Origin of the sequence: Mesorhizobium terrae (genome assembly GCF_008727715.1) — a bacterium.
Taxonomy (GTDB): domain Bacteria; phylum Pseudomonadota; class Alphaproteobacteria; order Rhizobiales; family Rhizobiaceae; genus Mesorhizobium; species Mesorhizobium terrae.
The window spans coordinates 4,904,938-4,928,897 of sequence record NZ_CP044218.1 but is presented as its reverse complement, the minus strand read 5'-3'; the positions used below and the strand labels follow the sequence as shown (position 1 = coordinate 4,928,897).

The following is a 23,960-nucleotide window of genomic DNA, read 5'->3' as shown; positions in this document are numbered from 1 at the left end:
ATGAACATCGATTTTTCATGGATGGCATGGACCTGGCAGACCGCCACCTTCTTCGCCACCATCGCGCTTCTGCTCTTCGGCATGGCGGCGTGGGAATATGTCTCGCCGGGTGGAAACCCGCGTGTCGGCGTGCTGCGCTTCGAGACGACGCGCGGCGACCGCCTCTTCATTTCGCTGCTCGGCAGCGCCTTCATCCATCTCGCTTGGCTGGGTCTTGTCGGACCCAGCCTGTGGTGGGCTCTCGCTCTCTCCGTGGTCTACGCCATCGCGGTGTTCCGCTACGCATAGAGGGAGAAAAGGCTGGAGCGGCCGCGTGCCGGCGACCGCTCCAAATCGCACCTGTAACCTTGCAACTGGAGGAAACGAAATGCGACGGCAAATATTAGCATCGACGAGTGCGCTTGCACTTCTCTTCTGCGTGAACCAGGCCTTTGCGGGCATGGACGAGGCCAAGGCGTTCCTGGACAAGGAGATCGGCGATGTTTCGACGCTCTCTCGCGCCGACCAGGAAAAGGAAATGCAGTGGTTCATCGACGCCGCCAAGCCGTTCGCCGGCATGGAAATCAAGGTCGTGTCGGAAACCATCACCACGCACAGCTACGAATCGCAGGTGCTGGCACCCGCTTTCACCGCCATCACCGGCATCAAGCTGACGCACGACACCATCCAGGAAGGTGACGTGGTCGAGAAGATCCAGACCCAGATGCAAACCGGGCAGAACCTTTACGACGGCTGGGTCAACGATTCCGACCTGATCGGCACGCACTGGCGCTACAAGCAGGTGCGCAACCTCAGCGACTGGATGGCCAACGAAGGCAAGGACGTCACCAATCCGAACCTCGATCTGGCCGACTTCATCGGCACCTCGTTCACCTCGGCGCCCGACAAGAAGCTTTACCAGCTTCCCGACCAGCAGTTCGCGAACCTCTACTGGTTCCGCTACGACTGGTTCAACGACGAGAAGAACAAGACCGAATTCAAGGCCAAATACGGCTATGACCTCGGCGTTCCGGTCAACTGGTCGGCCTATGAGGACATCGCCGCCTTCTTCACCGGGCGCGAGATCGAAGGCAAGAAGGTCTTCGGCCACATGGACTACGGCAAGAAGGACCCGTCGCTGGGCTGGCGCTTCACCGACGCCTGGCTGTCGATGGCCGGCAATGGCGACAAGGGCATTCCGAACGGCAAGCCGGTCGACGAATGGGGCATCAGGGTCGATGTCGGCGATCGCCCGGTCGGTTCCTGCGTGGCGCGCGGCGGCGACACCAATGGTCCGGCTTCGGTCTATGCCATCCAGAAATATCTCGACTGGCTGAAGGCCTATGCACCGGCCGAGGCGCAGGGCATGACCTTCTCCGAATCCGGTCCGGTTCCGGCGCAGGGCGGCGTGGCGCAGCAGATGTTCTGGTACACCGCCTTCACCGCCGACATGGTCAAGGACGGACTGCCGGTGATGAATGCCGACGGCACGCCGAAGTGGCGCATGGCGCCGAGCCCGCATGGCGTCTACTGGAAGGACGGCATGAAGCTCGGCTACCAGGATGTCGGTTCCTGGACGCTGATGAAGTCGACGCCGGACGACCGCGCCAAGGCCGCCTGGCTCTACGCGCAGTTCGTCACGTCGAAGACGATCGACGTCAAGAAGAGCCATGTCGGACTGACCTTCATCCGCGAGAGCACGATCCACCACAAGAGCTTCACCGACCGTGCGCCGAAGCTCGGCGGCCTGATCGAGTTCTACCGCTCGCCCGCCCGCGTACAGTGGTCGCCGACCGGCACCAACGTGCCGGACTATCCGAAGCTCGCACAGCTCTGGTGGCAGAATGTCGGCGATGCATCGTCCGGCGCCAAGACGGCTCAGGAGGCGATGGATTCGCTCTGCGCCGAACAGGAAAAGGTGCTTGGCCGCCTCGAGAAGGCAGGCGTGCAGGGCGAGATCGGTCCGAAGCTCGCCGAGGAGCACGATCTCGAATATTGGAACAAGGAAGCCGTCGCCAGCGGCAACATCGCACCTCAGCTCAAGATCGAGCCCGAGAAGGACAAGCCGATCACCATCAACTATGACGAACTGGTGAAGAGCTGGCAGAAGTAAGAACGTTCCGGCGTTCTGTCTGTGAAATCGAGGGGAGGCGGTTTGCACCGGCTCCCTTCTTCATATCGCAGCCGAGGGAGGCATCATGTCCGGTTATGTTTTGGCCATCGATCAGGGCACCACGTCGTCGCGGGCCATCGTGTTCGACGGCGCGATGAAGCCGGTCGGGACCGGGCAGCAGGAATTCACCCAGCATTTTCCGGCCTCCGGCTGGGTAGAGCATGACCCCGAGGAAATCTGGGCAAGCGTTGTCGCCACGGTCAAGACGGCGCTGAAGAAGGCCGGCCGCCAGGCCGCCGAGATTGCCGCCATCGGCATCACCAACCAGCGCGAGACGGTCGTCATCTGGGACAAGGCGACGGGCAAGCCCATCCACAACGCCATCGTCTGGCAGGACCGCCGCACCGCGCCGCTCTGCGCCAGGCTGCGCAAGCGGGGGCTGGAACCCAAATTCACCAAGAAGACCGGCCTGCTGCTCGATCCCTATTTCTCGGGCACCAAGATTGCCTGGATGCTGGACAAGGTGAAGGGTGCCAGAAAACGCGCCGAACGCGGCGAACTCCTCGCCGGCACCATCGACAGTTTCCTGATCTGGCGCCTGACCGGCGGCAAGGTCCACGCGACCGACGCCACCAACGCCTCGCGCACGCTGGTCTACAACATCGCCACCAATGAATGGGACGCGGAATTGCTCGGCATCCTCGGCATCCCGGCGCGTATGCTTCCCGAGGTTAAGAACTGCGCCGATGATTTTGGAGCAACCGACAAAAACCTCTTCGGCGCCGAAATCCGCATTCTCGGCGTTGCCGGCGACCAGCAGGCCGCGACCATTGGCCAGGCCTGTTTCGAACCCGGCATGATGAAGTCGACTTATGGCACCGGCTGCTTCGCGCTGCTCAACACCGGCACCGACATGGTGCGGTCGAAGAACCGGCTGTTGACGACCATTGCCTACCGGCTTGGCGGCAAGACCACCTACGCGCTGGAGGGCTCGATCTTTGTCGCCGGTGCCGCCGTGCAGTGGCTGCGCGATGGCATCAAGGTGATCGGCAAGGCCGAGCACAGCGGCGAACTCGCCGCCCAGGCCGACGAGGCGCAAAGCGTCTATCTGGTGCCGGCCTTTGTCGGGCTTGGCGCGCCGCATTGGGACGCCGATGCGCGTGGCGCCATCTATGGGCTGACGCGCAATTCGGGGCCGGCGGAATTCGCCCGCGCGGCTTTGGAATCGGTCGCCTTCCAGACGCGCGACCTGCTCGATGCGATGAAGAAGGACTGGAAGACCAACAATGGCAAGACGGTGCTGCGCGTCGATGGCGGCATGGTGGCATCGACCTGGACGATGCAGCGCCTGGCCGACATCCTCGATGCGCCCGTCGACCGGCCCACCATCCTCGAGACGACCGCGCTCGGTGCTGCCTGGCTGGCCGGTTCGCGGGCAGGGGTATGGCCGAAGATGAAGGATTTTGCCAAGGCCTGGGCGCTCGACCGCCGCTTTGCCCCGCAGATGGACGACAAGGTCCGCGCGGCCAAGCTCAAGGGCTGGCGCGATGCGGTCAGGCGCACATTGACGACCTGACGCGCCGGACGGCCGTCTTTATGGCACTAGGTTCTGCCGCTTTCACGCCTCAGTAGGGGCCGTAGCATTGCCGGCGCGGACCGTAGTTCGGCTGGAACGTGTTGTCCCAGGCGCGATACGACCGGTAGTGGGCATAACACCACTGCGTGTGCGCATCGGCGCTGCGATAGACGCGATAGGCTGGCGGTGCGTAGTACCGGTACATGGGTGGTCCGTAGTAGTCGTAGTTGGGCGCATAATAATCGTCAGCGAACGCGCCGCCGAGCAGGGCGCCGGCCGCAAAGGCCCCGAACGGAACCCAGCCGCCATGATGGCCGCCCCAATGATGGCCGCCATGCCAGTGACCGCCGCCCCAGCGCACGAAGTGGCCGCCGCCGCCATGCCAATGACCGCCGCCGCCCCAGCGCGCAAAGTGGCCACCGCCACCGTGCCAGTGACCGCCGCCATGCGGCCATTGCCGGAAAGCAATGTCCTGCACCTTGGCGTCGGTGGCTTGCTTGATCGGAACGTAGATCGGTTGGGCGATGGCAGCCGTCGGCACTGCGAATGCCGCGGCGAGGGCGGTTGCCAGAGCGCCCGAAATGAGCTTGTTCATGGTCGTCTCCTTCGAAGGACAGACCCCTCTACAAACAAACGAATGGACGCTTGCCATTGTTCCGGCGGCCGTGTCGGTTGCGAAAATGTGATCGAAGGTTTTCGGTGGGATCCGGCCTTCCGTTACGTCGCGTGAAGGCAGCCTCGGTCGCCGGTGTCATCCCATCGCGGCGCCATCGATTCCATGGCCGAAGACTATGCTTTCAAAAGGCGTTTTTTCCGGTTGACCGGCTGGGGCACTCTCCCTATGTTCCGCCCACTTTCGGGGCGGGCCGACTTGTCGGAAACGCCTTCGCCTGTGCCGGGCACTGTCCGGCGCCATGGCCACGTCAGGATGGGCCGGTAGCTCAGCGGTAGAGCACGTGACTTTTAATCATGTGGTCGAGGGTTCGATCCCCTCCCGGCTCACCATCCTGACCGTCTGCAAGATGTGATTCCGGCAGATACCGTCGTCCCTGATCCGGCTCCGCGAAGCCGGGTCACAAACCCGCCATTGTCGACGAACTAAATTAGGCGGCGCGCAGGCTGTGCATAACATGCTTGGCCCAATTGCCTGTTTTCAAACGCTCTTCACAGATGAGACATGGCGGCGGAGTTGGATACGGTCCTGTTCGATATGGCGGTGCGCACCGCCAGTGCGCTGCCGTCCGGATTTTCGGAGAAAGTCGTCGACGTCGCCCGCCGCACCGCGGGCCAGATCGTCTTCGATGTCCGGGTCGAGGGCGACTATCGCTTTCAGCGGCTGGCCGGCATTCGCTACCCGACCGGCGAGGTCGGCATCCTGGCGCTGACCAAGAACGGCCAGTCGCTGGAGACCTGCCGGGTCAACGGCACATTGGCCAGTTTCATCGAGCCGCTGGAGACCTGGAGCTATCTGCCGCTGCAGACGCAAGCTTCCGTCGACATTCTGGGGCATACCAGCCTGCTGGTCGCCGCCCTCAGGAATGCCGGCAGTTTTTCCCGCTAGGCGGCGCGACCGAGGCCGACGCCGCCGCTTGCCTCCGCTCTGGCCCTCAAGCCGACGCCGCTGCCGCAAGCCCGGCGGTCAGGTCCGCCTTGATGTCGGCGACATCCTCGAGGCCGATCTGCAGGCGGATCAGCGGGCCTTCATAGCGGGTGGAAACGGTGCGGTCGCCAAGGAAGACCGGAACCGCCAGGCTCTCGAAGCCGCCCCAGGAATAGCCAAGGCCGAAAATCTTCAGCGCGTCGAGGAAGGCATGCGCCTGTTTCTGGCCGCCGCCGGCCAGCACGATCGAGAAGACACCGCTCGAACCGGAAAAATCCCGCTTCCACAGCGCATGGTCAGGGTGGCTGGGTAGCGCCGGGTGCAGCACGCGCGCAACGCCGGGCTGACCTTCCAGCCATCGTGCGATATCGAGCGCGCTCTTGCTGTGATGTTCCAGCCGCACGCCCATCGTACGCAGGCCGCGCAGCACCTGATAGACATCGTCTGGCGCGGCGCAGCAGCCCAGCGCGTCGAATGCTTCGCGCAAGCGCGGCCAGCAGGCCTCGTTGGCGGAAACCGTACCCAACAGCACGTCGGAATGGCCGGCCGGATATTTGGTGGCGGCATGGATCGAGATGTCGACGCCGTGGTCGAGCGGCTTGAAGTAGAGCGGGGTCGCCCAGGTGTTGTCCATCATCACGACGGCGCCGGCGGCGCGCGCCACCTTGGCGATGGCGGGAATGTCCTGCATCTCGAACGTGTTCGAGGCCGGCGATTCGGTGAAGACGATCTTGGTGTTGGGGCGCAGCAGCGCCTTGATGCCGGCGCCGACATGCGGGGCGTAATATTCGACATCGATGCCCAGTCGCTTCAGCATATTATCGGCGAAATGGCGGGTCGGGTGATAGACGCTGTCGACGATCAGCACATGGTCGCCCGCCGAGGCGAAAGCCAGCAGCGGCACGGTCACCGCGGCGAGGCCCGACGGCACCAGGATGGTGCCGGCCGATCCCTCGAGTTCGTCGATGGCGGCTTCCAGTGCGTCCGTCGTCGGCGTGCCACGCGTGCCATAGGTGTATTTCTGGCCGCGCGCCGCCATGGTGCCGGCGTCCGGGTAGAGCACGGTCGAGCCGTGCACCACGGGCGGGTTCACGAAACCGAAGAAGTCGCGCGGGTTGTTGCCGCTATGGGCAAGCCGCGTGTTGATGCCCCACTTGTCGTTCTTCTTCGTCATGATCCTGCCGCCAGTTGAAGTCCCGAAGGGATAGTTCGCCAGCGACGGCTGCGCAACTGCCTGGACACCGCCAGTTTCACGCTTCGGATGGACCAAGCACGGTCAGGTCTTTGCTATGATTTTGCACAGTTTTCGACCCGGAATTTCATCAAGCTGCCGAACTGTTCGGCGGTGCGACAGCATCTGTGCCGGACGCCCGATCTTATTTGCTTGCCGACCGCCACCTTTCGGTCATTTTCCTTGACCTCACGGGAATTATCGCCTTCGATGCCTTTCGTGAACGGGAGCAGCTCGTGCGCCGGCTTTTGAAGCCGCGTTCCTGAAGTGGGCTGGAACGGCCGGCTGTGTTCGCACAAACAATCGGGGAATGCGCCCGATCAACAGAAAAGGGTCTGTGGGTCATGAAACATATTGCAATCGGCATTCTGGCAGCAGCGACCGTCGGTCTGATGGCTTCCGCGGCTTCTGCTGCCACCACGCTGGAAGCCGTCAAGGCGAAGGGCTTTCTGCAATGCGGCGTCTCGACCGGCCTGGCCGGTTTCTCGGCGCCGGACGACAAGGGCGAATGGAAGGGGCTCGATGCCGATTTCTGCCGCGCCGTGGCGGCCGCTGTCTTCGGTGACGGCACCAAGGTCAAGTTCACGCCGCTGTCGGCCAAGGAGCGTTTCACCGCGCTGCAGTCGGGCGAAATCGACCTCCTGTCGCGCAACACCACATGGACGATCAACCGCGACACCGCGCTCGGCCTGAATTTCGTCGGCGCCACCTATTATGACGGCCAGGGCTTCATGGTGAACGCCAAGAAGCTGCCGGGCGTCAATTCCGCGCTGCAGCTGTCGGGCGCCGCGGTGTGCGTGCAGTCCGGCACCACCACGGAGCTCAACCTCGCCGACTACTTCAAGGCGAACAAGATGGAGTACAACCCGGTCGTCTTCGAGAAGCTCGAAGAGGTCAACGCCGCCTATGATGCCGGCCGCTGCGACGCTTACACGACCGACCAGTCCGGCCTCTACGGCATTCGCCTGACGCTGTCGTCGCCGGCCGACCACGTCGTGCTGCCGGAGATCATCTCCAAGGAGCCGCTCGGCCCGGCCGTTCGCCAGGGCGACGACCAGTGGTACCACATCGTCAAGTGGACCTATTTCGCCATGTTGCAGGCCGAGGAACTCGGCATCACCCAGGCCAATGTCGAGGAGATGAAGGCCTCGGGCGGTCCGGAAATCAAGCGCGTGCTCGGCCAGGAAGCCGACACCAAGCTGGGTACCGACCTTGGCGTGACCAACGACTGGGTCGTCAACATCGTCAAGGCTGTCGGCAATTACGGCGAAATGTTCGACCGCAATGTCGGCGCCGGCAGCCCGCTCAAGATCGCGCGCGGCCTGAATGCGCTGTGGACCAAGGGTGGCCTGCAATACGCACCGCCGATCCGCTGATCGTGAATCCCGTCCGGAAGGTGGCTCGTCCACCTTCCGGTAATTCACCCAGAGGATGATCCAATGGCATCGCAGGAAGTCCTTAGCGAGGCGCCCAGCCGGGGCTCCTTGATCAATGACCCGAAGGTTCGCGCCATCTTCGTCCAGGTCGTCGTCGCCCTGGCGCTGATACTTGGGGTCTGGTGGATCGTCGGCAACATGATCGACAATCTCCAGCGTCTGCGCATTGCGTCGGGCTTCGCCTTTCTCAACGGGCGCGCCGGTTTCGACATTTCCGACAGTGCCATCGCCTATACGTCGGATTCGACCTATGGCCGCGCCATCATCGTTGGCCTGATCAACACGGCCATCGTCGCCGCGGCCGGCATCGTCACCGCGACCCTCATCGGTTTCATCGTCGGCATTGGCCGGCTCTCGAAAAACTGGCTGATCGCCAAGATCTGCACGGTCTATGTCGAGCTGTTCCGCAACATCCCGCCGCTGCTGGTCATCTTCTTCTGGTATTTCGGCGTCTTGTCGGTACTGCCGCTGCCGCGCGACAGCATCGGATTGCCGTTCGGATCGTTCCTCAACAGTCGCGGCTTCTATTTCCCGCGCGCCGTATGGGGCGAGGGCTCGTGGCTGATCCTGCTCGCCTTGGTGCTGGGCATCGCCATGTCCTGGTTCGTGGCGCACCGCGCCCGCCAGCGCCAGATGGTGACCGGCCAGCAGTTCCCGGTGTTCTGGACATCCGTTGCGCTGATTGTCGGCCTGCCCTTGCTCGCCTTTGTCGCCAGCGGTTTCCCGCTGTCGTTCGACATGCCGAAGAAGTCGACCTTCAACCTGACGGGTGGCTTCCAGGTGAAGCCGGAGTTCCTGTCGCTCTATCTGGCGCTGTCCTTCTATACGGCGGCCTTCATCGCCGAGATCGTGCGCGCCGGCATCAAGGGTGTCAGCCGCGGCCAGACGGAAGCGGCCGGCGCGCTGGGATTGCGGTCGGGGCCGATCCTGCGGCTGGTCGTCGTTCCACAGGCCATGCGCATCGTCATCCCGCCGCTGACCAGCCAGTACCTCAACCTGACCAAGAATTCGTCGCTGGCCATCGCCATCGGTTATCCGGACCTGACGGCAACGACCGGCACGGTGCTCAACCAGACCGGCCAGGCGGTCGAATGCGTGCTCATCATGATGGCGGTCTATCTCGGCCTCAGCCTGATCACCTCCGCGGTGATGAACTGGGTCAACGCCAAGATGGCGCTGGTGGAGAGGTAGGCCCATGGCACAGAGCGATCTTTCCTGGGTTCGCACCGAGATGGCGCAGCCAATGCCGGCGCCGGCCGGCGAATATGGTCTCGGCGCCTGGGTGCGCAAGAACCTGTTCGCCTCGGTCGGCGATTCGATCCTGACCGTGATCGGCCTTTTTCTGGTCGCCATGATCCTGCCGCCGCTCATCAATTGGGCCTTCATCCACGCGGTCTGGTCCGGCGCCGACCGCACGGCCTGCGCCACGGTCGCGCAAGGCGGCGTGCAGCCGGACGGCTGGTCCGGCGCCTGCTGGGCGTTCGTCAACGCCAAATTCGGCCAGTTCATGTTCGGCCGCTATCCGTTCGAGGAGCGCTGGCGTCCCATCCTTGCCGCCGTTCTGTTCGTGGCGCTTTTGGTGCCGCTGCTGATCCCGCGCGTGCCACGCAAGGGCCTGAACGCGGTTCTGCTCTTCTTCGTGCTGCCGATCGTCGCCTTCGTCCTTCTGGTCGGCAACATGTTCGGCCTGCCGCATGTCGAGACGCCGCTGTGGGGCGGTCTGCTGGTCACGCTGACGCTGTCTTTCGTCGGCATCGCCGTTTCGCTGCCGATCGGCATTCTTCTGGCGCTCGGGCGGCGCTCGAAGATGCCGGTGGTCAAGATGCTGTGCGTGATCTTCATCGAGACGATCCGCGGCGTGCCGCTCATCACCGTGCTGTTCATGGCCAGCGTTATGCTGCCCCTGTTCCTGCCGGCGGGCGTCACCTTCGACAAGTTCCTGAGAGCCTTGATCGGCGTGTCGCTGTTTGCCGCCGCCTATATGGCGGAAGTGGTGCGCGGTGGCCTCCAGGCCATCCCCAAGGGACAATACGAGGGCGCCGATTCGCTCGGGCTGCGCTACTGGCAGAAGATGTACTTCATCGTCCTGCCGCAGGCGCTGAAGCTGGTCATTCCCGGCATCGTCAACACCTTCATCGGCATGTTCAAGGACACCAGCCTGGTCTACATCATCTCGATGTTCGACCTGCTCGGCGTCGTGCGCCAGAACTTCTCCGACGCCAACTGGGCCACGCCGCAGACGCCGGCTTCCGGCCTAATTTTCGCGGCGGCGGTATTCTGGCTGTTCTGCTTTGGCATGTCCCGCTATTCTATCTTCATGGAACGCCGGCTCGATACCGGTTACAAACGCTGACCGCCTGCCGGTCACCGTCAGGAATCAATCAAGGGGAACTCGGCTTATGGCCACAGAAAATACAGTCAGCGCGGAAGAGCTGAAGGTCAACACCAACAAGATGCATATCTCCGACACCGATGTCGCCATCGAGATCGTCGGCATGCACAAATGGTATGGCGAGTTCCATGTGCTGAAGGACATCAATCTAAAGGTGATGCGCGGCGAGCGCATCGTCATCTGCGGTCCGTCGGGCTCGGGCAAGTCGACCATGATCCGCTGCATCAACCGGCTGGAGGAACACCAGAAGGGCAAGATCATCGTCGACGGCAAGGAGCTGACCAACGATCTGAAGAAGATCGACGAGGTGCGCCGCGAGGTCGGCATGGTGTTCCAGCACTTCAACCTGTTCCCGCATCTGACGATTTTGGAGAACTGCACGCTGGCGCCGATCTGGGTGCGCAAGATCCCGAAGAAGCAGGCGGAAGAGACCGCCATGCATTTCTTGAAGCGCGTCAAGATCCCGGAGCAGGCGCACAAATATCCGGGCCAGCTGTCGGGCGGCCAGCAGCAGCGTGTGGCGATCGCGCGCTCGCTGTGCATGAACCCGCGCATCATGCTGTTCGACGAGCCGACCTCGGCGCTCGATCCCGAAATGATCAAGGAAGTGCTGGAGACGATGGTCGGTCTTGCCGAGGAAGGCATGACGATGCTGTGCGTGACCCACGAGATGGGTTTTGCGCGCAAGGTCGCGAACCGTGTGATCTTCATGGACCAGGGCCAGATCGTCGAACAGAACACGCCGGTCGAGTTCTTCGACCACCCGCGCCACGAGCGCACCAAGCTCTTCCTCAGCCAGATCCTGCACTGATCGCCTTGGTGCTTTTCAGATCGGGCCCCGCCGCTTGCCGGCGGGGCCTTTTTGTTGGCCGCCGGTCGGCCGAGCCGTCATGTCGGACAGGATCATGATGAAGGTGCAACGGTGAGAACGGCTGTTCGCTGGATCGTCCGGCTTCTGGCGCTGGTTGCCGTTGCAGCCGCGCTCGGCACGCTGCTCCCGCGCCCGCTTTGGCGTACCGACGACGGCGGTGGCCAGGCGACGCGCCGCATTTATGTCCTCTCAAATCCGATCCACACCGACATCGCCATCCCGGTCGATGCCGCGCTGCTGGAGCGGTTTCGGTTCTTGTCCGGGGACGGCATTCCGATAGGCGGCGAGGGCGTCCGCTATCTGGTCTTCGGCTGGGGCGGTCGTGCCTTTTATCTGGAAACGCCAACCTGGTCGCAGCTGAAACCAGCGCCGGTCCTGAAAGCTCTGACCATGGATGCCTCGGTCATGCATGTCGACGTCGCCGGCACCATTCCCGAACCGCATCCGGCCGTCGCCGGCTACGATATCTCCGAGCCGCGTTTTTCCGCTCTGCTCGATTTCATCGAGGCGAGTTTCGCGCGCGGACAGGGTGGCCCGGTTTTCATTCCGGGTGCTGGCTATGCGGCCACGGATGGGTTTTATGAAGCCAATGGCGCCTTCAACGCGCTTGTCGGCTGCAACACCTGGACCGCCAAAGCGTTGCGCATCGCCGGTCTCAGGACCGGCTGGTGGAACCCGCTGCCATGGTCGCTTGGTCTCTCGATGCAGCTCTACAACCACGATCAGGCCCGGACAGCACGCCCATAGGGCAGTTTCCGCGTGTGGATACCTGACTTACGGCGCCTGCCAGCCATAGAGCCAGTCGAGATCGGCGGCCAGGCGCTCGCCCGAGCGCAATTTGAGCACCATATTGCGCGCCAGCGCGACCGGCCCCGCCGCGTTCCAGGCCATATGGTTGAGCGCGCCGCGCCGGGTCACCTTGGCGACGCGCGGCTTGCGCTGCAGTTCCCAGCGGGCCAGCGCCTCGCCCATCGCACCTGGCGTTTCGGCAACGCTCGCGGCCAGCGTCGCTGCGTCCTCGATCGCCATGCCGGCGCCTTGCGCGGCGAAGGGCGTCATCGCATGCGCGGCGTCGCCGATCAGCGCGATCCCGGCCGGGTCGGTCCAGGCGGCGCGCTGGTCGACCGCATGGAGCGGCCAGGCGAGCCACGGCCCGGCGGCGTCGATGAGTTGCCTCAAGCCGGGCGCCGCGCCGTTCATCGCTTTCGCCAGGATCGACGGATCGCCTCGACCCGACCAGCCTTCGGCTATCCTCTCGCCTTTGGTGAAGGCGACGAGATTGATCGCCGCACCGGCGCTGACCGGATAGGCGATCAGATGGAAATGCGGATTGAGGAAGGCGTTGACGCAGCCGTCGGTGCTGAGTGTCGCAAACAACCGGCCGGCCGCGCTCTCCACCTTCACGGTGGTGCGCCAGGCAAGCTCACCGGTGAAGCGGCTGTTGCCGGCAAGGCCGTCGCGCCGGCGCATCGCCGACCAGACGCCGTCGGCACCGACCGCGAGGTCTGCCTGCGCCGTGTCCGTTTTGCCATCGCGCTCGATCCGCGCGGTCACGCCATCATTGCCGGTCTCGACCGAGGTGATGCGCGCGCCGGTCACCAGCCGGATGCCGGCGGTAGCGCCGGCTTGGGCGACTAGCGCGTCTTGCAGGTCGGCGCGATGGGCGGTCAGGTAAGGCGCCTGCCAGCGTTGTTCGGCGGAGGAGCCAAGCGGCACGCGCGCCAGTTCCTTCAACGCGGCGGCATCCCTGAGCACCACAGCCTCTGGCCGCACCGCCGACGGCAGCAGGCGCTCGAGCACGCCGAGCCTGACCAGGATGCGGGTGGCATTGGGGGAGAGCTGGAGGCCGGCGCCGACCGCCTCGATGCGTTCGGCCTGTTCGAATATGTCGACCGCGAAACCGCGCTGCGCGAAAGCCAGAGCGGCCGTCAGCCCGGCAATGCCGCCGCCGGCGATCACGATGCGGCGGCGTGCCTCCATCATCGGGCTCGGGCTGGAAGCCGCCTCAGGCGGCGCGGTCGATATAGAGGCAGCCGGCCGGAACGGTTTCGGTTGCCTTCAGCTTGGCCGAATAGCGATAGAGCGTCGAGCAGTAGGGGCAGACCTTCTCGTCGTCGCTGCCGAGGTCGAGGAAAACGTGCGGATGGTCGAAGGGCGGGTTGGCGCCGACGCACATGAATTCCCGCACGCCGATCTCGATTGCCGCGTGCCCCGCGTCGTTCTGGAAGTGGGGGATGGAACCGCCGGCCATTTTCGTCTCCTTCAGCGCGTACGACATGCGTTTGAAGCATATCCGTGCTCTTTGCAAGTTCGATGAAATGAAACTGTCGCAAAAGGATGGCACACGCTAAATTGAGCCGGTTAAGCGGCGCGCGCCTCGGGAGAGAACAAGAGACATGAACGAACTCAAGCCGGTCCAGGCCGACTTCATCAACGTCGAGACGGTAAGCGTCGAGGGTGGCAATCCCGACCGCTTCGTCAACCGGGAGTTCTCCTGGCTGCAGTTCAACCGCCGCGTTCTGGAAGAATCGTTCAATCCGCATCACCCGCTGCTGGAGCGGGTCCGCTTCCTGTCGATCTCGGCCGCCAACCTCGACGAGTTCTTCATGGTGCGCGTCGCCGGCCTCGCCGGCCAAGTGCGCGAGGGCATCGTGCTGAAAAGCCCAGACGGACGCACGCCCGAGCAGCAGCTGGAGCAATTGCTGCGCGAAGTGGAGCGGTTGCAGGAAGACCAGCAGAAGAGCCTTTCGGCGCTGATGGAGCTGCTCAACAAGCAGGGCATCGAGACGATCGCCGGCGACGCGCTGACCAAGGACGAGCGGATCTGGCTGGAAGACCATTTCCAGGAGCAGGTGTTTCCGGTGCTGACGCCGCTGTCGATCGACCCGGCGCACCCGTTCCCGTTCATTCCCAATCTCGGCTTCTCCATCGCGCTGCAGCTCAGGCACCGCAAGAACGGCGAGGCGATGAGCGCGCTTTTGCGTCTGCCGCAGGCGCTGCGGCGTTATGTTCGCCTGCCGGACCGCAAGGGCCATGTCCGCTTCATTTCGCTGGAGCAGGTGGTCGGCCTCTATATCGGCAAGCTTTTCCCGGGCTACGAGGTCAAGGGATCGGGCACCTTCCGCATCATCCGCGATAGCGATATCGAGGTCGAGGAAGAGTCCGAGGATCTGGTGCGCCTGTTCGAGACAGCGCTGAAGCGCCGGCGCCGGGGCTCCGTCATCCGCATCGAATTCGACAATTCCATGCCCGAGGAATTGCGCGATTTCGTCGCCGGCGAACTCGGCGTCTCGTCCGGCCGCATCAGCGTGCTGACCGGCCCGCTGGCGCTCAGCCAGATTTCAGAAATCGTCTCTGTGGCGCGCGACGATCTGAAATTCGTGCCCTACAATCCGCGTTTTCCCGAGCGCATTCGCGAGCATGGCGGCGATTGCTTCGCGGCGATCCGCGAGAAGGACATCGTCGTCCATCACCCTTACGAATCCTTCGACGTGGTCGTGCAGTTCCTGCGCCAGGCGACGGCCGACCCGGAAGTGGTGGCGATCAAGCAGACGCTTTACCGCACCTCCAACGACAGCCCGATCGTGCGAGCCCTGGTCGATGCCGCCGAGGCCGGCAAGTCTGTCACCGCGCTGGTCGAATTGAAGGCGCGTTTCGACGAGGAGGCCAACATCCGCTGGGCGCGCGACCTTGAGCGCGCCGGCGTGCAGGTGGTGTTCGGCTTCCTGGAACTGAAGACACACGCCAAGATGTCGCTGGTGGTGCGGCGCGAGGACGGGCGGTTGCGCAACTATGTGCATCTCGGCACCGGCAACTATCACCCGATCACCGCGCGCATCTATACGGACCTGTCCTTCTTCACCACCGATCCAGGCATCGCGCGCGACGTGGCGCAGATCTTCAATTTCATCACCGGTTATGCCGAGCCGACTGGCGAAATGCGCCTTGCCTTGTCGCCCTACACGCTGCGCAGCCGCATCCTCGGCCATATCGGCGAGGAGATCGAACATGCCCGCAACGGCCACCCGGCGCGCATCTGGATGAAGATGAACGCATTGGTCGATCCGACCATCATCGACGCGCTCTACGATGCCAGCCGTGCTGGCGTCGAGATCGACCTGGTCGTGCGCGGCATCTGCTGCCTGCGGCCACAGGTGCCGGGGCTTTCGGAGAACATCCGTGTCAAATCGATCATCGGCCGCTTCCTCGAACACAGCCGCATCTACTGCTTCGGCAACGGCCACGGGCTACCGTCCGACGACGCCATCGTCTACATTTCCTCCGCTGACCTGATGCCGCGCAATCTCGACCGGCGCGTCGAATGCATGGTGCCGATCACCAATCCAACTGTGCATGAACAGATCCTCGGCCAGATCATGCTGGGCAACATCATGGACAACCAGCAAAGTTTCGAAGTATTGGCCGATGGTACCTCGCGGCGCGTCGTGCCCGACGAGGGCGAGGAACCGTTCAACGCGCAGGAATATTTCATGACGAATCCGAGCCTGTCGGGACGCGGTGATGCCTTGAAATCGCACGCGCCCAAGCGAATCGCGCAGTTCAAGCGCCGCAAGAAGGACATGGCCGGCTGATGATGGCCGTGTCCCAGGGACGGCTGCAGGACCGCCGCCCGCTGTCGATCATCGATATCGGTTCCAACTCGATCCGCCTCGTCGTCTATGAGGGGCTGGCGCGCTCGCCGACCGTGCTGTTCAACGAGAAGATGCTGGCCGGCCTCGGTCGCGGCATCGTCTCTACCGGCAAGCTGGACCCGGAGGCGGTCACCCGCTCGATGGAGGAATTCCGCCGCTTCCGCGCGCTGTCAGAGCAGGCCGGCGCCGAGCGCATGTATGTGCTGGCAACAGCCGCCGCGCGCGAGGCCGTCAACGGGCCGGACTTCATCCACCGCGCCGAACAGGTGCTGGGCACCGAGGTCCATGTGCTGAGTGGCCGCCAGGAGGCCTATTATTCGGCGCTCGGCGTCATTTCCGGCTTCCATCCCGCCAACGGCATCGCTGGCGACCTTGGCGGCGGCAGCCTGGAACTGGTCGACATCGATGGCGAGGTGATCGGCGAGGGCATCACGCTGCCGCTCGGCGGCCTGCGCCTCCAGGACATGGCCAGGAATTCGCTCGCCCAGGCGGCCCGCATCGCCAAGATCGAACTGGCCAAGGCGAAGCTTCTGAAGGGCGGACAGGGCAGGGCTTTCTACGCCGTTGGCGGCACCTGGCGAAATCTGGCGCGCCTCCACATGGAGATGAACAACTATCCGCTCGGCGTGATGCATCACTACGAGATCGAGATCGACAGCGCCATCGCCTTCCTCAAGCAGGTCGCCCGGGGCGATGTCGAGAAGGTCAAGGGCATCGAGGGCGTGTCGAAGAACCGCCGTTCGCTGCTGCCCTATGGCGCCGTCGTGCTGCAGGAAATCCTCACCGACATGCAGCCGTCGAAGATTATCGTTTCAGCGATCGGCGTGCGCGAAGGCTATCTCTATTCGCTGCTCGACGAGACCGAGCGCAAGGCCGACCCGTTGATTTCGGCGGCCGAGGAACTGGCCAAGCTGCGCTCGCGTTCGGTCACCCACGCGCATGAACTGGTCGACTGGACCTGCAAGGCCTTCGAGACCTTTGGCATTGACGAGACGGCGGACGAGGCACGCTACCGGCGCGCGGCCTGCCTGCTTGCCGATATCGGCTGGCGTGCGCATCCCGAATATCGCGGGCGGCAATCGCTCAACATCATCGCGCATGCCTCCTTCATCGGCGTCGACCACCCCGGCCGCGCCTTCCTGGCGCTGGCCAATGCCTATCGCCATGAAGGTGTCTTCAACGAAAACATCGCGCCTGAGATCAAGGCGCTGGCGACGCCGCGCTATCTGGAGCGGGCGCGCATCCTGGCGGCGATGATGCGGGTGGTCTATCTGCTCACCGCTTCGATGCCGGGCGTCATGCCCCGGTTGTGTTGGGAAAGTCGTGGCAACGGTGCCTTGGCGCTGATCATCCCGGCCGATCTTGCCGACCTTTACGGCGAACGCCCGGCCGGGCGTCTCGCCCAACTCGCCAAGATCACCAACCGCCGCCTTATCCTCGCCGTCGAGGGCGGCCCCAGCGTGGTGGCCAAGTAGCGCTGCTTCAGCCGCGCCTGCCGTCAATCGAGAATGCACCGGCACCGACCGCCGCCAGGGCGAGGAAGCCGCCGGCAATGGCGATATCCTTCATCAGCATCTGCGTGTGCAGGAAGGTGAGCGTCGGGTCGCCGTCGCCATGGCCGTAGTGGCCGAGAAAACCGGCAACGATGCAGAACACCGAAAACAGCGCCGCAGCAAACCGCGTTTGCAGGCCGAGAAGGATGGCGAGCCCGCCAATCAGTTCGAACAGGCCGACACCCCAAGCGGCGAGCGCCGGCATCGGCAGGCCAAGCCCGGCGAAATAGCCGGTCGAACCCGGGATGTTGGTGAGCGTCTGCAGTCCGGCGGGAACGAAGAGGGCGGCCAGAAGCAGCCTGGATAACAAAAGCGGAATAGCGCTGGGCATTTCGTCCTCCCTTCGGTGCGGCCTTCCCGATGCCGGCCATGGTCCGAATGTAGCATCGGCTGCGAAGGCATGGATAAAGCGACAACGAAAAAGGGCGCGGAAATCATCCGCGCCCTTCGTCTCGTCAGGTCTGGGAGGACCGTTTGGTTCAGCCGCGACGACCGTCGATCGAGTAGGCGCCGGCGCCGAGGATGGCGAGCAGCAGGAAGCCGCCGGTGATCGCGAGGTTCTTCTGCAGCATCAGCGGGTTGAGCGCCTGCGAGAAGTCGAGATGGGCGACAGCGGTGGCGCCCAGCGTGAACAGCGCCAGCACGATCGCGGCGATGCGGGTCTTGAAGCCGACCAGGATCGACAGGCCGCCGAGCAGCTCGATGAGACCGACGATAACAGCGGTGACCGTCGGTGCCGGCAGGCCGAGGCTGCCGAAGAAGCCGGCGGTGCCGGCAATGGCGGTCAGCTTGCCGAAGCCGGCGAGGATGAACAGGATGGACAGGAGAATGCGGCCGACGAGGATGACGCCGGAAGCATTCGAGGCTACGCCGGAAGCGGCGGAAGTGTTGACGGACAAGGTACTACCCTCCATGGCAAGCGTTCGTCAGGAACGCGATGATGGAAAGATAGCGAAACTTCAGCGTTCACTGAAGAGGGCTGACCGGCAACACATCGTTCACAGATGCGCTACACCGCCCATCATCCGGGATGCGTCATGTCCTCCGGCTTCACCAGGCGGTCGAAATCGGCGTCGCTGACATAGCCGCCGCCGACGGCTTCCTGGCGCAGCGTGGTGCCGTTCTTGTGCGCGGTCTTGGCGATCTTGGCGGCGTTGTCGTAGCCGATCGTCGGCGCCAGCGCCGTCACCAGCATCAGTGAGCGATTCAGCGCGTCCTTGATGTTGTCCTCGCGGGCTTCGATGCCGACCACGCAATTGTCGGTGAAGGAGATAGCCGCATCCGACAGCAACTGCACCGATTGCAGGAAGTTATAGGCCATCAGCGGGTTGTAGACGTTGAGCTCGAAATGGCCCTGACTGCCGGCGAAGGTCAGCGCGGCATTGTTGCCGAACACCTGCACGCAAACCTGGGTCAGCGCCTCGCACTGCGTCGGATTGACCTTGCCTGGCATGATCGAGGAGCCCGGCTCGTTTTCCGGCAGCGACAGTTCACCGAGGCCCGAGCGCGGGCCGGAGCCGAGGAAGCGGATGTCGTTGGCGATCTTGAACAGGGCGGCGGCGGCGGCGTTGATGGCGCCGTGCGAGAACACCATGGAATCATGCGCGGCCAGCGCCTCGAATTTGTTCGGCGCCGAGGTGAAGGCGATGCCGGTGATCCTGGCGATGTTCTCGGCGACCTTTTCGGCGAAGCCAATCGGCGCGTTCAGCCCGGTGCCGACGGCGGTGCCGCCCTGCGCCAGTTCCTGCAGGCCCGGCAGCGTCAGTTCGATGCGCTTGATCGAGGAGGCGACCTGCGCGGCATAACCGCCGAATTCCTGGCCGAGCGTCAGCGGCGTTGCATCCTGCGTGTGGGTGCGGCCGATCTTGACGATGTGGTCGAAGGCCTTCGCCTTGGCATCGAGCGCGGCATGGAGATGCTTCAGTGCCGGCAAAAGGTCGTGCACGATGCGCTCGGCGCAGGCGATGTGCATGGCCGTCGGATAGGTGTCGTTCGAAGACTGGCTCATATTGACGTGGTCGTTCGGATGCACCGGCTTCTTGGAGCCCATGACACCGCCGAGCATTTCGATCGCCCGGTTGGAGATCACTTCGTTGGCGTTCATATTGGATTGCGTGCCCGAACCGGTCTGCCACACCACCAGCGGGAAATGTTCGTTCAGCTTGCCGTCGATGACTTCCTGGGCGGCCTCGACGATGACCTTGCCGAGCGCCGGGTCGAGGCGGCCGAGCGCCATATTGGTTTCCGCCGCCGCGCGCTTGACGATGCCGAGCGCCCGCACCACCGAAAGCGGCTGCTTTTCCCAGCCGATCTTGAAATTGCCCAGCGAACGCTGCGCCTGCGCACCCCAATAGCGATCGGCGGCAACCTCGATCGGGCCGAACGTATCGGTTTCGGTTCTGGTCTTCTGCGCGCTCACTGCTTCTCTCCGGTTTGCTGAGATGGCAAGGGCGTATCGCGTTGCACAATGGGCTTCAAGCGAAGAATGCGCGGTGCGGCAAACCAAATCGGTTGAAGCCGCAAGGGGCGTCGAAGCCCTATTCCGGGCGCCCGCCGCATGCGTCAGCGCAGAAGCGACCGAGACGTAGGCGTCAGCCGCAAATGCTCTGCCGGCTTCGTTTCGTATGGTTGAACAGAGCCAAGGAAATCCCGCCATGACGGCGCGGCTGCTGCGCGCGCGTGGGCGTCGATGCTCTCGAAGCGGCTGAGATGCACGAAGACGGTTTCGCCGATGCGCACCGGCAGGCGCGGGAAACTGTTCTCGGCCGGCTCGATGACAAAAGCGGCGAGGGGCGTTGCACCCTGTTCCGCGAGGAGGGATGCGGCCTCATTCCTGAAGCGCGCAACGAACGCGGCTACGCTTTCAGGGTTCAAATAATGAATCGTCGCCGCAACGAGCGGGGATATCTCGTTGTTTCTGTTCGATTTCAACGAAGTCTCAAGCGGATACAACGCTGCTCGTTCGCAGAAGGCCGGGGCGAAACCGGCGCCCGGCCAGGCCGGCCGCAGCAGCAGCACATTGTCGGAATCGATCATTGTCGCATTGGCGGCATCGCGGTGCGCCGCCCACACCGGGCCGTCATAGAAAGCGGCCAGCGCCTGTCTGCGCCTGTCCATCGACGCGAAACCGCGCAGCCACACGAACATGTCCGGACGGTCGAGATCACGGAACTGGCCGATGACGGTCATGCCGGCCGCGTCCTGCGGCTCGACGAAATTGCCGTCGAAAATATCGATCAGCGTTTCGCGCTGGCCGGGCACCAGCGTGTACTGCCGCAACTCGATGACAGGCAGAAGGTCGGCCGGTACGGCGCTGGTCGCTGAATGGCTGGTGTTCACGATATTCCTCCGGAATTGCAAAACAGGGCGGTTGCCCTGTTTGATAAACAAACCGGTTGCCCTGTTTTGTCAACATGGTAGTTTCCTCGCGAGGATGCCTGCTGACATTCGGCCTGAGATGGCCGCCAATGCGTCCCTGGGCCTCGACCGATTCTCGAAAGCAACGCCGACGATGCCGACAGCCCGCCAGAAACGCACCAATGACCCGGAAGGCATGCGCCGGCGCATGCTCGACATGGCCGAGGAATCCTTCCAGGCGCGCGGTTTCCACGCCACCAGCCTTGGCGACGTGATGGCAGCGGCAGGCGTGACCGGCGGTGCGCTGCACCATCATTTCCCGACCAAGAAGGCGCTTGCGCTGGCGGTGATCGAGGAGCGTGTCGCCGCGGCCGTGCGGGTCACCTGGATCGAGCCGGTCGGTTCCGCCGTCTCCGCGCGCTCGGGTGTGCAGCAGGTCTTCGTGGCAATCGCGGATGAGCTGGAACGCCAGGGTTTCGTGCGCGGTTGCCCGCTGAACAATCTCGCCCACGAATTGTCATTGGCCGATCCGGATTTCCGCGCCGCGCTGGCAACGGTGTTTGACGACTGGCGCAAGGCGATCGCCGACAAGGTTCGCGCCGATCAGCGGGCGGGCTTGGAGAGTGGGACAGACCCGGAGCGTTTCGCGGCGGCTGCGGTGGCGCTTTACTCCGGCGCCATGTCCATGGCCAAAACGGCGCAGGATTCCAGCCTGTTGCGGCTCTGCGCCAAGGAACTGGACGAGGCCGGCGGTGGTATGCAGAAGTAAGCCGGCATGACCAAGATTTTCACTTCCAAACTTTCCCGCCGTCGCCTGCTCTCCGGCATGGCAATGGCTGCCGCCGGCGCGACCCTGCCTCGACCTGCTTTCGCCCAGGCCGCCAAGGCGCCGCCCGTCGATGCCACCTTCCTGTTCATTGCCGATATCCATGCCTGCCGCATGGCCTCGGGCCTCAGCCCGAATTGCCAGGCGGAGGGCAAGACCGACATGGCATTGTTGCGTCACGTCACCGCGCTGAACGGCATAACCGACAAGGTCTGGCCAGCCGAGATCAATGGTGCCGCCACCGGCCTGCGCTCGGCCGGCAAACCGGTCGGCGCGCCGCTCGGCATCGTCGCCGGCGGCGACATCACCGACGATGGTGGCGGCCAGACGACATCGCCCAGCGAAGGCACGCAGCTTCTCCAGTTCAGCCAGCGCTACCAGCAGGGGCTCGGGCCGGACCGGGTGCATTTTCCCGTCTATGTCGGCCTCGGCAATCACGATCTCGACCAGAGCGGTCCGCCGCCCCATGCCGACTGGTACCGGCGCGAGATGCGCGACTACGTCGAACTCAACCATCGCGCCGGCGTCTTCTTCAAACCGCTTGTTCCGGCGAATGACTACGACGTCGATTCCGACTGCTATTCGTGGGATTGGGGTGGGCTGCATCTCGTCCAGACGCACCGTTTCGCCGGCGATGCCGCCTTTGGCGCCGACGGCAGCCTGGAATGGCTGAAACAAAACCTTGCCGCCAATGCTGCCGACGGCCGGCCAGTGGTCCTGTTCCAGCACTATGGCTGGGACAGCTTCTCGCTGGAACGCTGGGACCCGGCCAGATCCATCTTCGACGACGAAGGCGCCGGCGCGCCGCACTGGTGGAGCGACACCGAGCGGCAGGCGCTGCTTGCCGTGCTCAAGGGCTACAACGTCGTCGGCGTCTTCCACGGCCATCAGCACGAGACGCCGATGATCTATCATCGCGACGGGCTCGATATCATCAAGCCGAAGGCCGCCTTCATGGGCGGTTTCGCGCTGGTGCGGGTGATGGACGACGCCATGGACGTGGTGTTGGGCGAGGCTTCAGGTGACAATGGCGAAGTCGTCTTCACCAACGCGCTGGCGCGCGACTGGAAAAGCTGAGCGCGGACCTGTCAGGACAGCGGCCGGGCCTTACATTGCGTTTGGGTTGGGCAGGCGAGTTTCAGGAGAACACGACATGACGACTTCCGTTTCCCGTCCTCTCGCCGGCAAGGTGGCACTCGTCACCGGGGCGTCATCCGGCATCGGCGAGGCGACAGCCTATGCATTGGCCGAGGCCGGCGCGGAAGTGGCTGTCGTCGCCCGCCGCGCCGACAGGCTGCAGGCATTGGCGGCGCGCATCGAAAAAGCCGGCGGCAAGGTGTTTGTCATCGAGGCCGACGTCGCCCGGCCGGACGGTTCGCTGGGCCTGATCAACGAGGTGCTGGCACGCGGCAAGCGGCTGGACATTCTCGTCAACAATGCAGGCGTGATGCTTTTGTCGCCGGTTGCCGAAGCGCGCTCGGAAGACTGGCGGCAGATGGTCGAGGTCAATCTGGTGGCGCTGATGGAACTGACGCGGGCAGCGCTGCCGCATCTCAAGGCCAGCAAGGGCCATATCGTCAACGTCTCCTCGGTCGCGGGCCGGGTCGCAAATCCGGGTTCCGCCGGTTATGCGGCAACCAAATTCGGCGTCGTCGGTTTTTCCGAGGCGCTGCGGCGCGAAGTCTATGCCGACAGGATCAGGGTGACGGTGATCGAGCCCGGCATGGTCGAAACCGAGCTCGGCGACCACATCACCAATCCCGGCATGAAGGCTGGTCTCGAACAGCGCCGGGCGGCGATGGAGCCGATGCAGTCGGAGGATATCGCCGCCGCCGTGCTCTATGCGGTGACACAGCACCCGCGCGTCAACGTCAACGAGATCCTGATCCGGCCGACCGACCAGGAACGCTGATCTTTTCCTCAGCCGGCTTGCCATCCCCGCAAACCTTACCGATCCGTATGATGACGGACAGGTGGCGGTGAGTTGCCGTTGCTACTGATCCCGCGACGGTGGGCGAATGAACGCCTTGCCGCAGATGGCCAGGCCGGCCTTCGCCGGCCTCAGAAACGGGGTCTACCTGATGAAGAAGCTCGTCTTGATCGCCGCGCTTGGCGCGGCAGCGGTCGCCAGCGCCCAGTTCGCCGCTCGCGCCGCCGAAACGCCATGCGAGGACAGCCTGAAGGCGCTGCGCGCCGCCGAAGCTGCAACCAAGGTCAAGGCCGATGTGAAGCCGAAGCTGGACGAGCTGGAGACCAAGGGCATCGAACGCTGTAAGGCCGACGATGACAAGCGCGCCAACGACTTCTTCGGTCAGGCGATGAAGCTGCTCGGCAAGTAGCCGCCAGCGGCGGCGAATATCCCCACAGGCTCAGG

At 63.9% G+C, this 23,960-nt stretch carries 23 protein-coding genes and 1 tRNA gene; 16 read left to right on the top strand and 8 right to left on the bottom strand.

Annotation, left to right across the window (positions count from 1 at the left end; translation table 11 throughout):
- The 3 genes from FZF13_RS24825 (at position 1) to glpK (ending at position 3,668) form a co-directional block, all read left to right on the top strand.
- Positions 1-288 carry a DUF2160 domain-containing protein gene (locus tag FZF13_RS24825; RefSeq protein ID WP_024924861.1) on the top strand — a complete coding sequence of 96 codons (288 nt, stop codon included), beginning with the start codon at positions 1-3 and terminating at the stop codon, positions 286-288.
- Between the two features lie 79 nt (positions 289-367).
- On the top strand, positions 368-2,092 hold the full coding sequence (locus FZF13_RS24820; protein WP_024924862.1) for an ABC transporter substrate-binding protein: 1,725 nt from the start codon (positions 368-370) through the stop codon (positions 2,090-2,092).
- 85 nt (positions 2,093-2,177) lie between these two features.
- Positions 2,178-3,668 carry a glycerol kinase GlpK gene (gene glpK / locus FZF13_RS24815; RefSeq protein ID WP_024924863.1) on the top strand — a complete coding sequence of 497 codons (1,491 nt, stop codon included), beginning with the start codon at positions 2,178-2,180 and terminating at the stop codon, positions 3,666-3,668.
- Positions 3,669-3,717: 49 nt separating this feature from the next.
- Here the strand turns inward: glpK and FZF13_RS24810 are convergent, their stop codons facing one another.
- Entirely contained in the window at positions 3,718-4,263 is a 546-nt protein-coding gene (locus FZF13_RS24810; protein WP_024924864.1) for a BA14K family protein, read from the bottom strand.
- A gap of 335 nt (positions 4,264-4,598) precedes the next feature.
- Here FZF13_RS24810 and FZF13_RS24805 point away from each other — a divergent pair.
- Together FZF13_RS24805 and FZF13_RS24800 are read left to right on the top strand one after the other, a co-directional pair.
- Positions 4,599-4,673, top strand: a tRNA-Lys gene (locus tag FZF13_RS24805).
- Positions 4,674-4,845: 172 nt separating this feature from the next.
- Positions 4,846-5,229 carry a hypothetical protein gene (locus FZF13_RS24800; protein ID WP_024924865.1) on the top strand — a complete coding sequence of 128 codons (384 nt, stop codon included), beginning with the start codon at positions 4,846-4,848 and terminating at the stop codon, positions 5,227-5,229.
- 46 nt (positions 5,230-5,275) lie between these two features.
- Here FZF13_RS24800 and FZF13_RS24795 read toward each other — a convergent pair whose 3' ends face one another.
- Positions 5,276-6,442, bottom strand: coding sequence for a cystathionine beta-lyase (locus FZF13_RS24795; protein ID WP_024924866.1), 1,167 nt, complete (start codon positions 6,440-6,442; stop codon positions 5,276-5,278).
- A 401-nt stretch (positions 6,443-6,843) separates the two neighbouring features.
- Here FZF13_RS24795 and FZF13_RS24790 point away from each other — a divergent pair, with 401 nt between their 5' ends.
- From FZF13_RS24790 to FZF13_RS24770, 5 genes are all read left to right on the top strand, one after another.
- On the top strand, positions 6,844-7,875 hold the full coding sequence (locus tag FZF13_RS24790; RefSeq protein WP_024924867.1) for an amino acid ABC transporter substrate-binding protein: 1,032 nt from the start codon (positions 6,844-6,846) through the stop codon (positions 7,873-7,875).
- A gap of 63 nt (positions 7,876-7,938) precedes the next feature.
- Positions 7,939-9,126: an amino acid ABC transporter permease gene (locus FZF13_RS24785; protein ID WP_024924868.1), complete on the top strand. Its 1,188-nt coding sequence runs from the start codon at positions 7,939-7,941 to the stop codon at positions 9,124-9,126.
- A 4-nt stretch (positions 9,127-9,130) separates the two neighbouring features.
- The gene (locus tag FZF13_RS24780; protein WP_024924869.1) at positions 9,131-10,288 is read left to right on the top strand and encodes an amino acid ABC transporter permease; all 1,158 of its coding nucleotides are present in this window, start codon (positions 9,131-9,133) and stop codon (positions 10,286-10,288) included.
- Positions 10,289-10,334: 46 nt separating this feature from the next.
- Entirely contained in the window at positions 10,335-11,138 is an 804-nt protein-coding gene (locus tag FZF13_RS24775; RefSeq protein WP_024924870.1) for an amino acid ABC transporter ATP-binding protein, read from the top strand.
- A gap of 111 nt (positions 11,139-11,249) precedes the next feature.
- Positions 11,250-11,945, top strand: a complete 696-nt coding sequence (locus FZF13_RS24770) for a TIGR02117 family protein (RefSeq protein WP_036254813.1) — start codon at positions 11,250-11,252, stop codon at positions 11,943-11,945.
- A 27-nt stretch (positions 11,946-11,972) separates the two neighbouring features.
- Here FZF13_RS24770 and FZF13_RS24765 read toward each other — a convergent pair whose 3' ends face one another.
- Together FZF13_RS24765 and FZF13_RS24760 are read right to left on the bottom strand one after the other, a co-directional pair.
- The gene (locus FZF13_RS24765) at positions 11,973-13,181 is read right to left on the bottom strand and encodes an FAD-dependent monooxygenase (RefSeq protein WP_036254816.1); all 1,209 of its coding nucleotides are present in this window, start codon (positions 13,179-13,181) and stop codon (positions 11,973-11,975) included.
- Positions 13,182-13,203: 22 nt separating this feature from the next.
- Positions 13,204-13,449, bottom strand: coding sequence for a zinc-finger domain-containing protein (locus FZF13_RS24760; RefSeq protein ID WP_024924871.1), 246 nt, complete (start codon positions 13,447-13,449; stop codon positions 13,204-13,206).
- 145 nt (positions 13,450-13,594) lie between these two features.
- Here FZF13_RS24760 and FZF13_RS24755 point away from each other — a divergent pair, with 145 nt between their 5' ends.
- Positions 13,595-15,790, top strand: coding sequence for an RNA degradosome polyphosphate kinase (locus FZF13_RS24755; protein ID WP_024924872.1), 2,196 nt, complete (start codon positions 13,595-13,597; stop codon positions 15,788-15,790).
- Entirely contained in the window at positions 15,790-17,325 is a 1,536-nt protein-coding gene (gene ppx, locus FZF13_RS24750) for an exopolyphosphatase (RefSeq protein WP_024924873.1), read from the top strand. Before FZF13_RS24755 ends, ppx begins: the two co-directional genes overlap by 1 nt.
- 7 nt (positions 17,326-17,332) lie before the next feature.
- Here ppx and FZF13_RS24745 read toward each other — a convergent pair whose 3' ends face one another.
- From FZF13_RS24745 to FZF13_RS24730, 4 genes are all read right to left on the bottom strand, one after another.
- Positions 17,333-17,734, bottom strand: a complete 402-nt coding sequence (locus tag FZF13_RS24745; protein WP_024924874.1) for a DoxX family protein — start codon at positions 17,732-17,734, stop codon at positions 17,333-17,335.
- A gap of 148 nt (positions 17,735-17,882) precedes the next feature.
- Positions 17,883-18,302, bottom strand: coding sequence for a DoxX family protein (locus tag FZF13_RS24740; RefSeq protein WP_024924875.1), 420 nt, complete (start codon positions 18,300-18,302; stop codon positions 17,883-17,885).
- A 122-nt stretch (positions 18,303-18,424) separates the two neighbouring features.
- The gene (gene fumC, locus FZF13_RS24735) at positions 18,425-19,822 is read right to left on the bottom strand and encodes a class II fumarate hydratase (protein WP_024924876.1); all 1,398 of its coding nucleotides are present in this window, start codon (positions 19,820-19,822) and stop codon (positions 18,425-18,427) included.
- 143 nt (positions 19,823-19,965) lie between these two features.
- Complete coding sequence (locus tag FZF13_RS24730) at positions 19,966-20,742, bottom strand: NIPSNAP family protein (RefSeq protein WP_024924877.1); 777 nt, start codon at positions 20,740-20,742, stop codon at positions 19,966-19,968.
- Positions 20,743-20,914: 172 nt separating this feature from the next.
- Here FZF13_RS24730 and FZF13_RS24725 point away from each other — a divergent pair, with 172 nt between their 5' ends.
- From FZF13_RS24725 to FZF13_RS24710, 4 genes are all read left to right on the top strand, one after another.
- A complete protein-coding gene (locus FZF13_RS24725; RefSeq protein WP_024924878.1) occupies positions 20,915-21,529 on the top strand; it encodes a TetR/AcrR family transcriptional regulator in 615 nt (204 codons plus the stop codon).
- 6 nt (positions 21,530-21,535) lie between these two features.
- Positions 21,536-22,663, top strand: a complete 1,128-nt coding sequence (locus FZF13_RS24720; RefSeq protein ID WP_024924879.1) for a metallophosphoesterase — start codon at positions 21,536-21,538, stop codon at positions 22,661-22,663.
- Positions 22,664-22,739: 76 nt separating this feature from the next.
- Complete coding sequence (locus tag FZF13_RS24715) at positions 22,740-23,498, top strand: SDR family NAD(P)-dependent oxidoreductase (protein ID WP_024924880.1); 759 nt, start codon at positions 22,740-22,742, stop codon at positions 23,496-23,498.
- Positions 23,499-23,604: 106 nt separating this feature from the next.
- Complete coding sequence (locus FZF13_RS24710) at positions 23,605-23,925, top strand: hypothetical protein (RefSeq protein WP_244431177.1); 321 nt, start codon at positions 23,605-23,607, stop codon at positions 23,923-23,925.
- Positions 23,926-23,960 lie beyond the last annotated feature (35 nt).

Excerpts from the sequence above, each read along its gene's own strand:
- FZF13_RS24715 (WP_024924880.1), top strand. The coding sequence starts at position 22,740 with ATGACGACTTCCGTTTCCCGTCCTCTCGCCGGCAAGGTGGCACTCGTC.
- FZF13_RS24720 (WP_024924879.1), top strand. The coding sequence starts at position 21,536 with ATGACCAAGATTTTCACTTCCAAACTTTCCCGCCGTCGCCTGCTCTCC.
- FZF13_RS24745 (WP_024924874.1), bottom strand. The coding sequence starts at position 17,734 with ATGCCCAGCGCTATTCCGCTTTTGTTATCCAGGCTGCTTCTGGCCGCC.
- ppx (WP_024924873.1), top strand. The coding sequence starts at position 15,790 with ATGATGGCCGTGTCCCAGGGACGGCTGCAGGACCGCCGCCCGCTGTCG.
- FZF13_RS24800 (WP_024924865.1), top strand. The coding sequence starts at position 4,846 with ATGGCGGCGGAGTTGGATACGGTCCTGTTCGATATGGCGGTGCGCACC.
- FZF13_RS24760 (WP_024924871.1), bottom strand. The coding sequence starts at position 13,449 with ATGGCCGGCGGTTCCATCCCCCACTTCCAGAACGACGCGGGGCACGCG.
- FZF13_RS24795 (WP_024924866.1), bottom strand. The coding sequence starts at position 6,442 with ATGACGAAGAAGAACGACAAGTGGGGCATCAACACGCGGCTTGCCCAT.
- FZF13_RS24825 (WP_024924861.1), top strand. The coding sequence starts at position 1 with ATGAACATCGATTTTTCATGGATGGCATGGACCTGGCAGACCGCCACC.
- FZF13_RS24785 (WP_024924868.1), top strand. The coding sequence starts at position 7,939 with ATGGCATCGCAGGAAGTCCTTAGCGAGGCGCCCAGCCGGGGCTCCTTG.
- FZF13_RS24765 (WP_036254816.1), bottom strand. The coding sequence starts at position 13,181 with ATGATGGAGGCACGCCGCCGCATCGTGATCGCCGGCGGCGGCATTGCC.
- glpK (WP_024924863.1), top strand. The coding sequence starts at position 2,178 with ATGTCCGGTTATGTTTTGGCCATCGATCAGGGCACCACGTCGTCGCGG.
- FZF13_RS24780 (WP_024924869.1), top strand. The coding sequence starts at position 9,131 with ATGGCACAGAGCGATCTTTCCTGGGTTCGCACCGAGATGGCGCAGCCA.
- FZF13_RS24775 (WP_024924870.1), top strand. The coding sequence starts at position 10,335 with ATGGCCACAGAAAATACAGTCAGCGCGGAAGAGCTGAAGGTCAACACC.
- FZF13_RS24710 (WP_244431177.1), top strand. The coding sequence starts at position 23,605 with ATGAACGCCTTGCCGCAGATGGCCAGGCCGGCCTTCGCCGGCCTCAGA.
- FZF13_RS24810 (WP_024924864.1), bottom strand. The coding sequence starts at position 4,263 with ATGAACAAGCTCATTTCGGGCGCTCTGGCAACCGCCCTCGCCGCGGCA.
- FZF13_RS24725 (WP_024924878.1), top strand. The coding sequence starts at position 20,915 with ATGCCGACAGCCCGCCAGAAACGCACCAATGACCCGGAAGGCATGCGC.
- FZF13_RS24820 (WP_024924862.1), top strand. The coding sequence starts at position 368 with ATGCGACGGCAAATATTAGCATCGACGAGTGCGCTTGCACTTCTCTTC.
- FZF13_RS24755 (WP_024924872.1), top strand. The coding sequence starts at position 13,595 with ATGAACGAACTCAAGCCGGTCCAGGCCGACTTCATCAACGTCGAGACG.
- FZF13_RS24790 (WP_024924867.1), top strand. The coding sequence starts at position 6,844 with ATGAAACATATTGCAATCGGCATTCTGGCAGCAGCGACCGTCGGTCTG.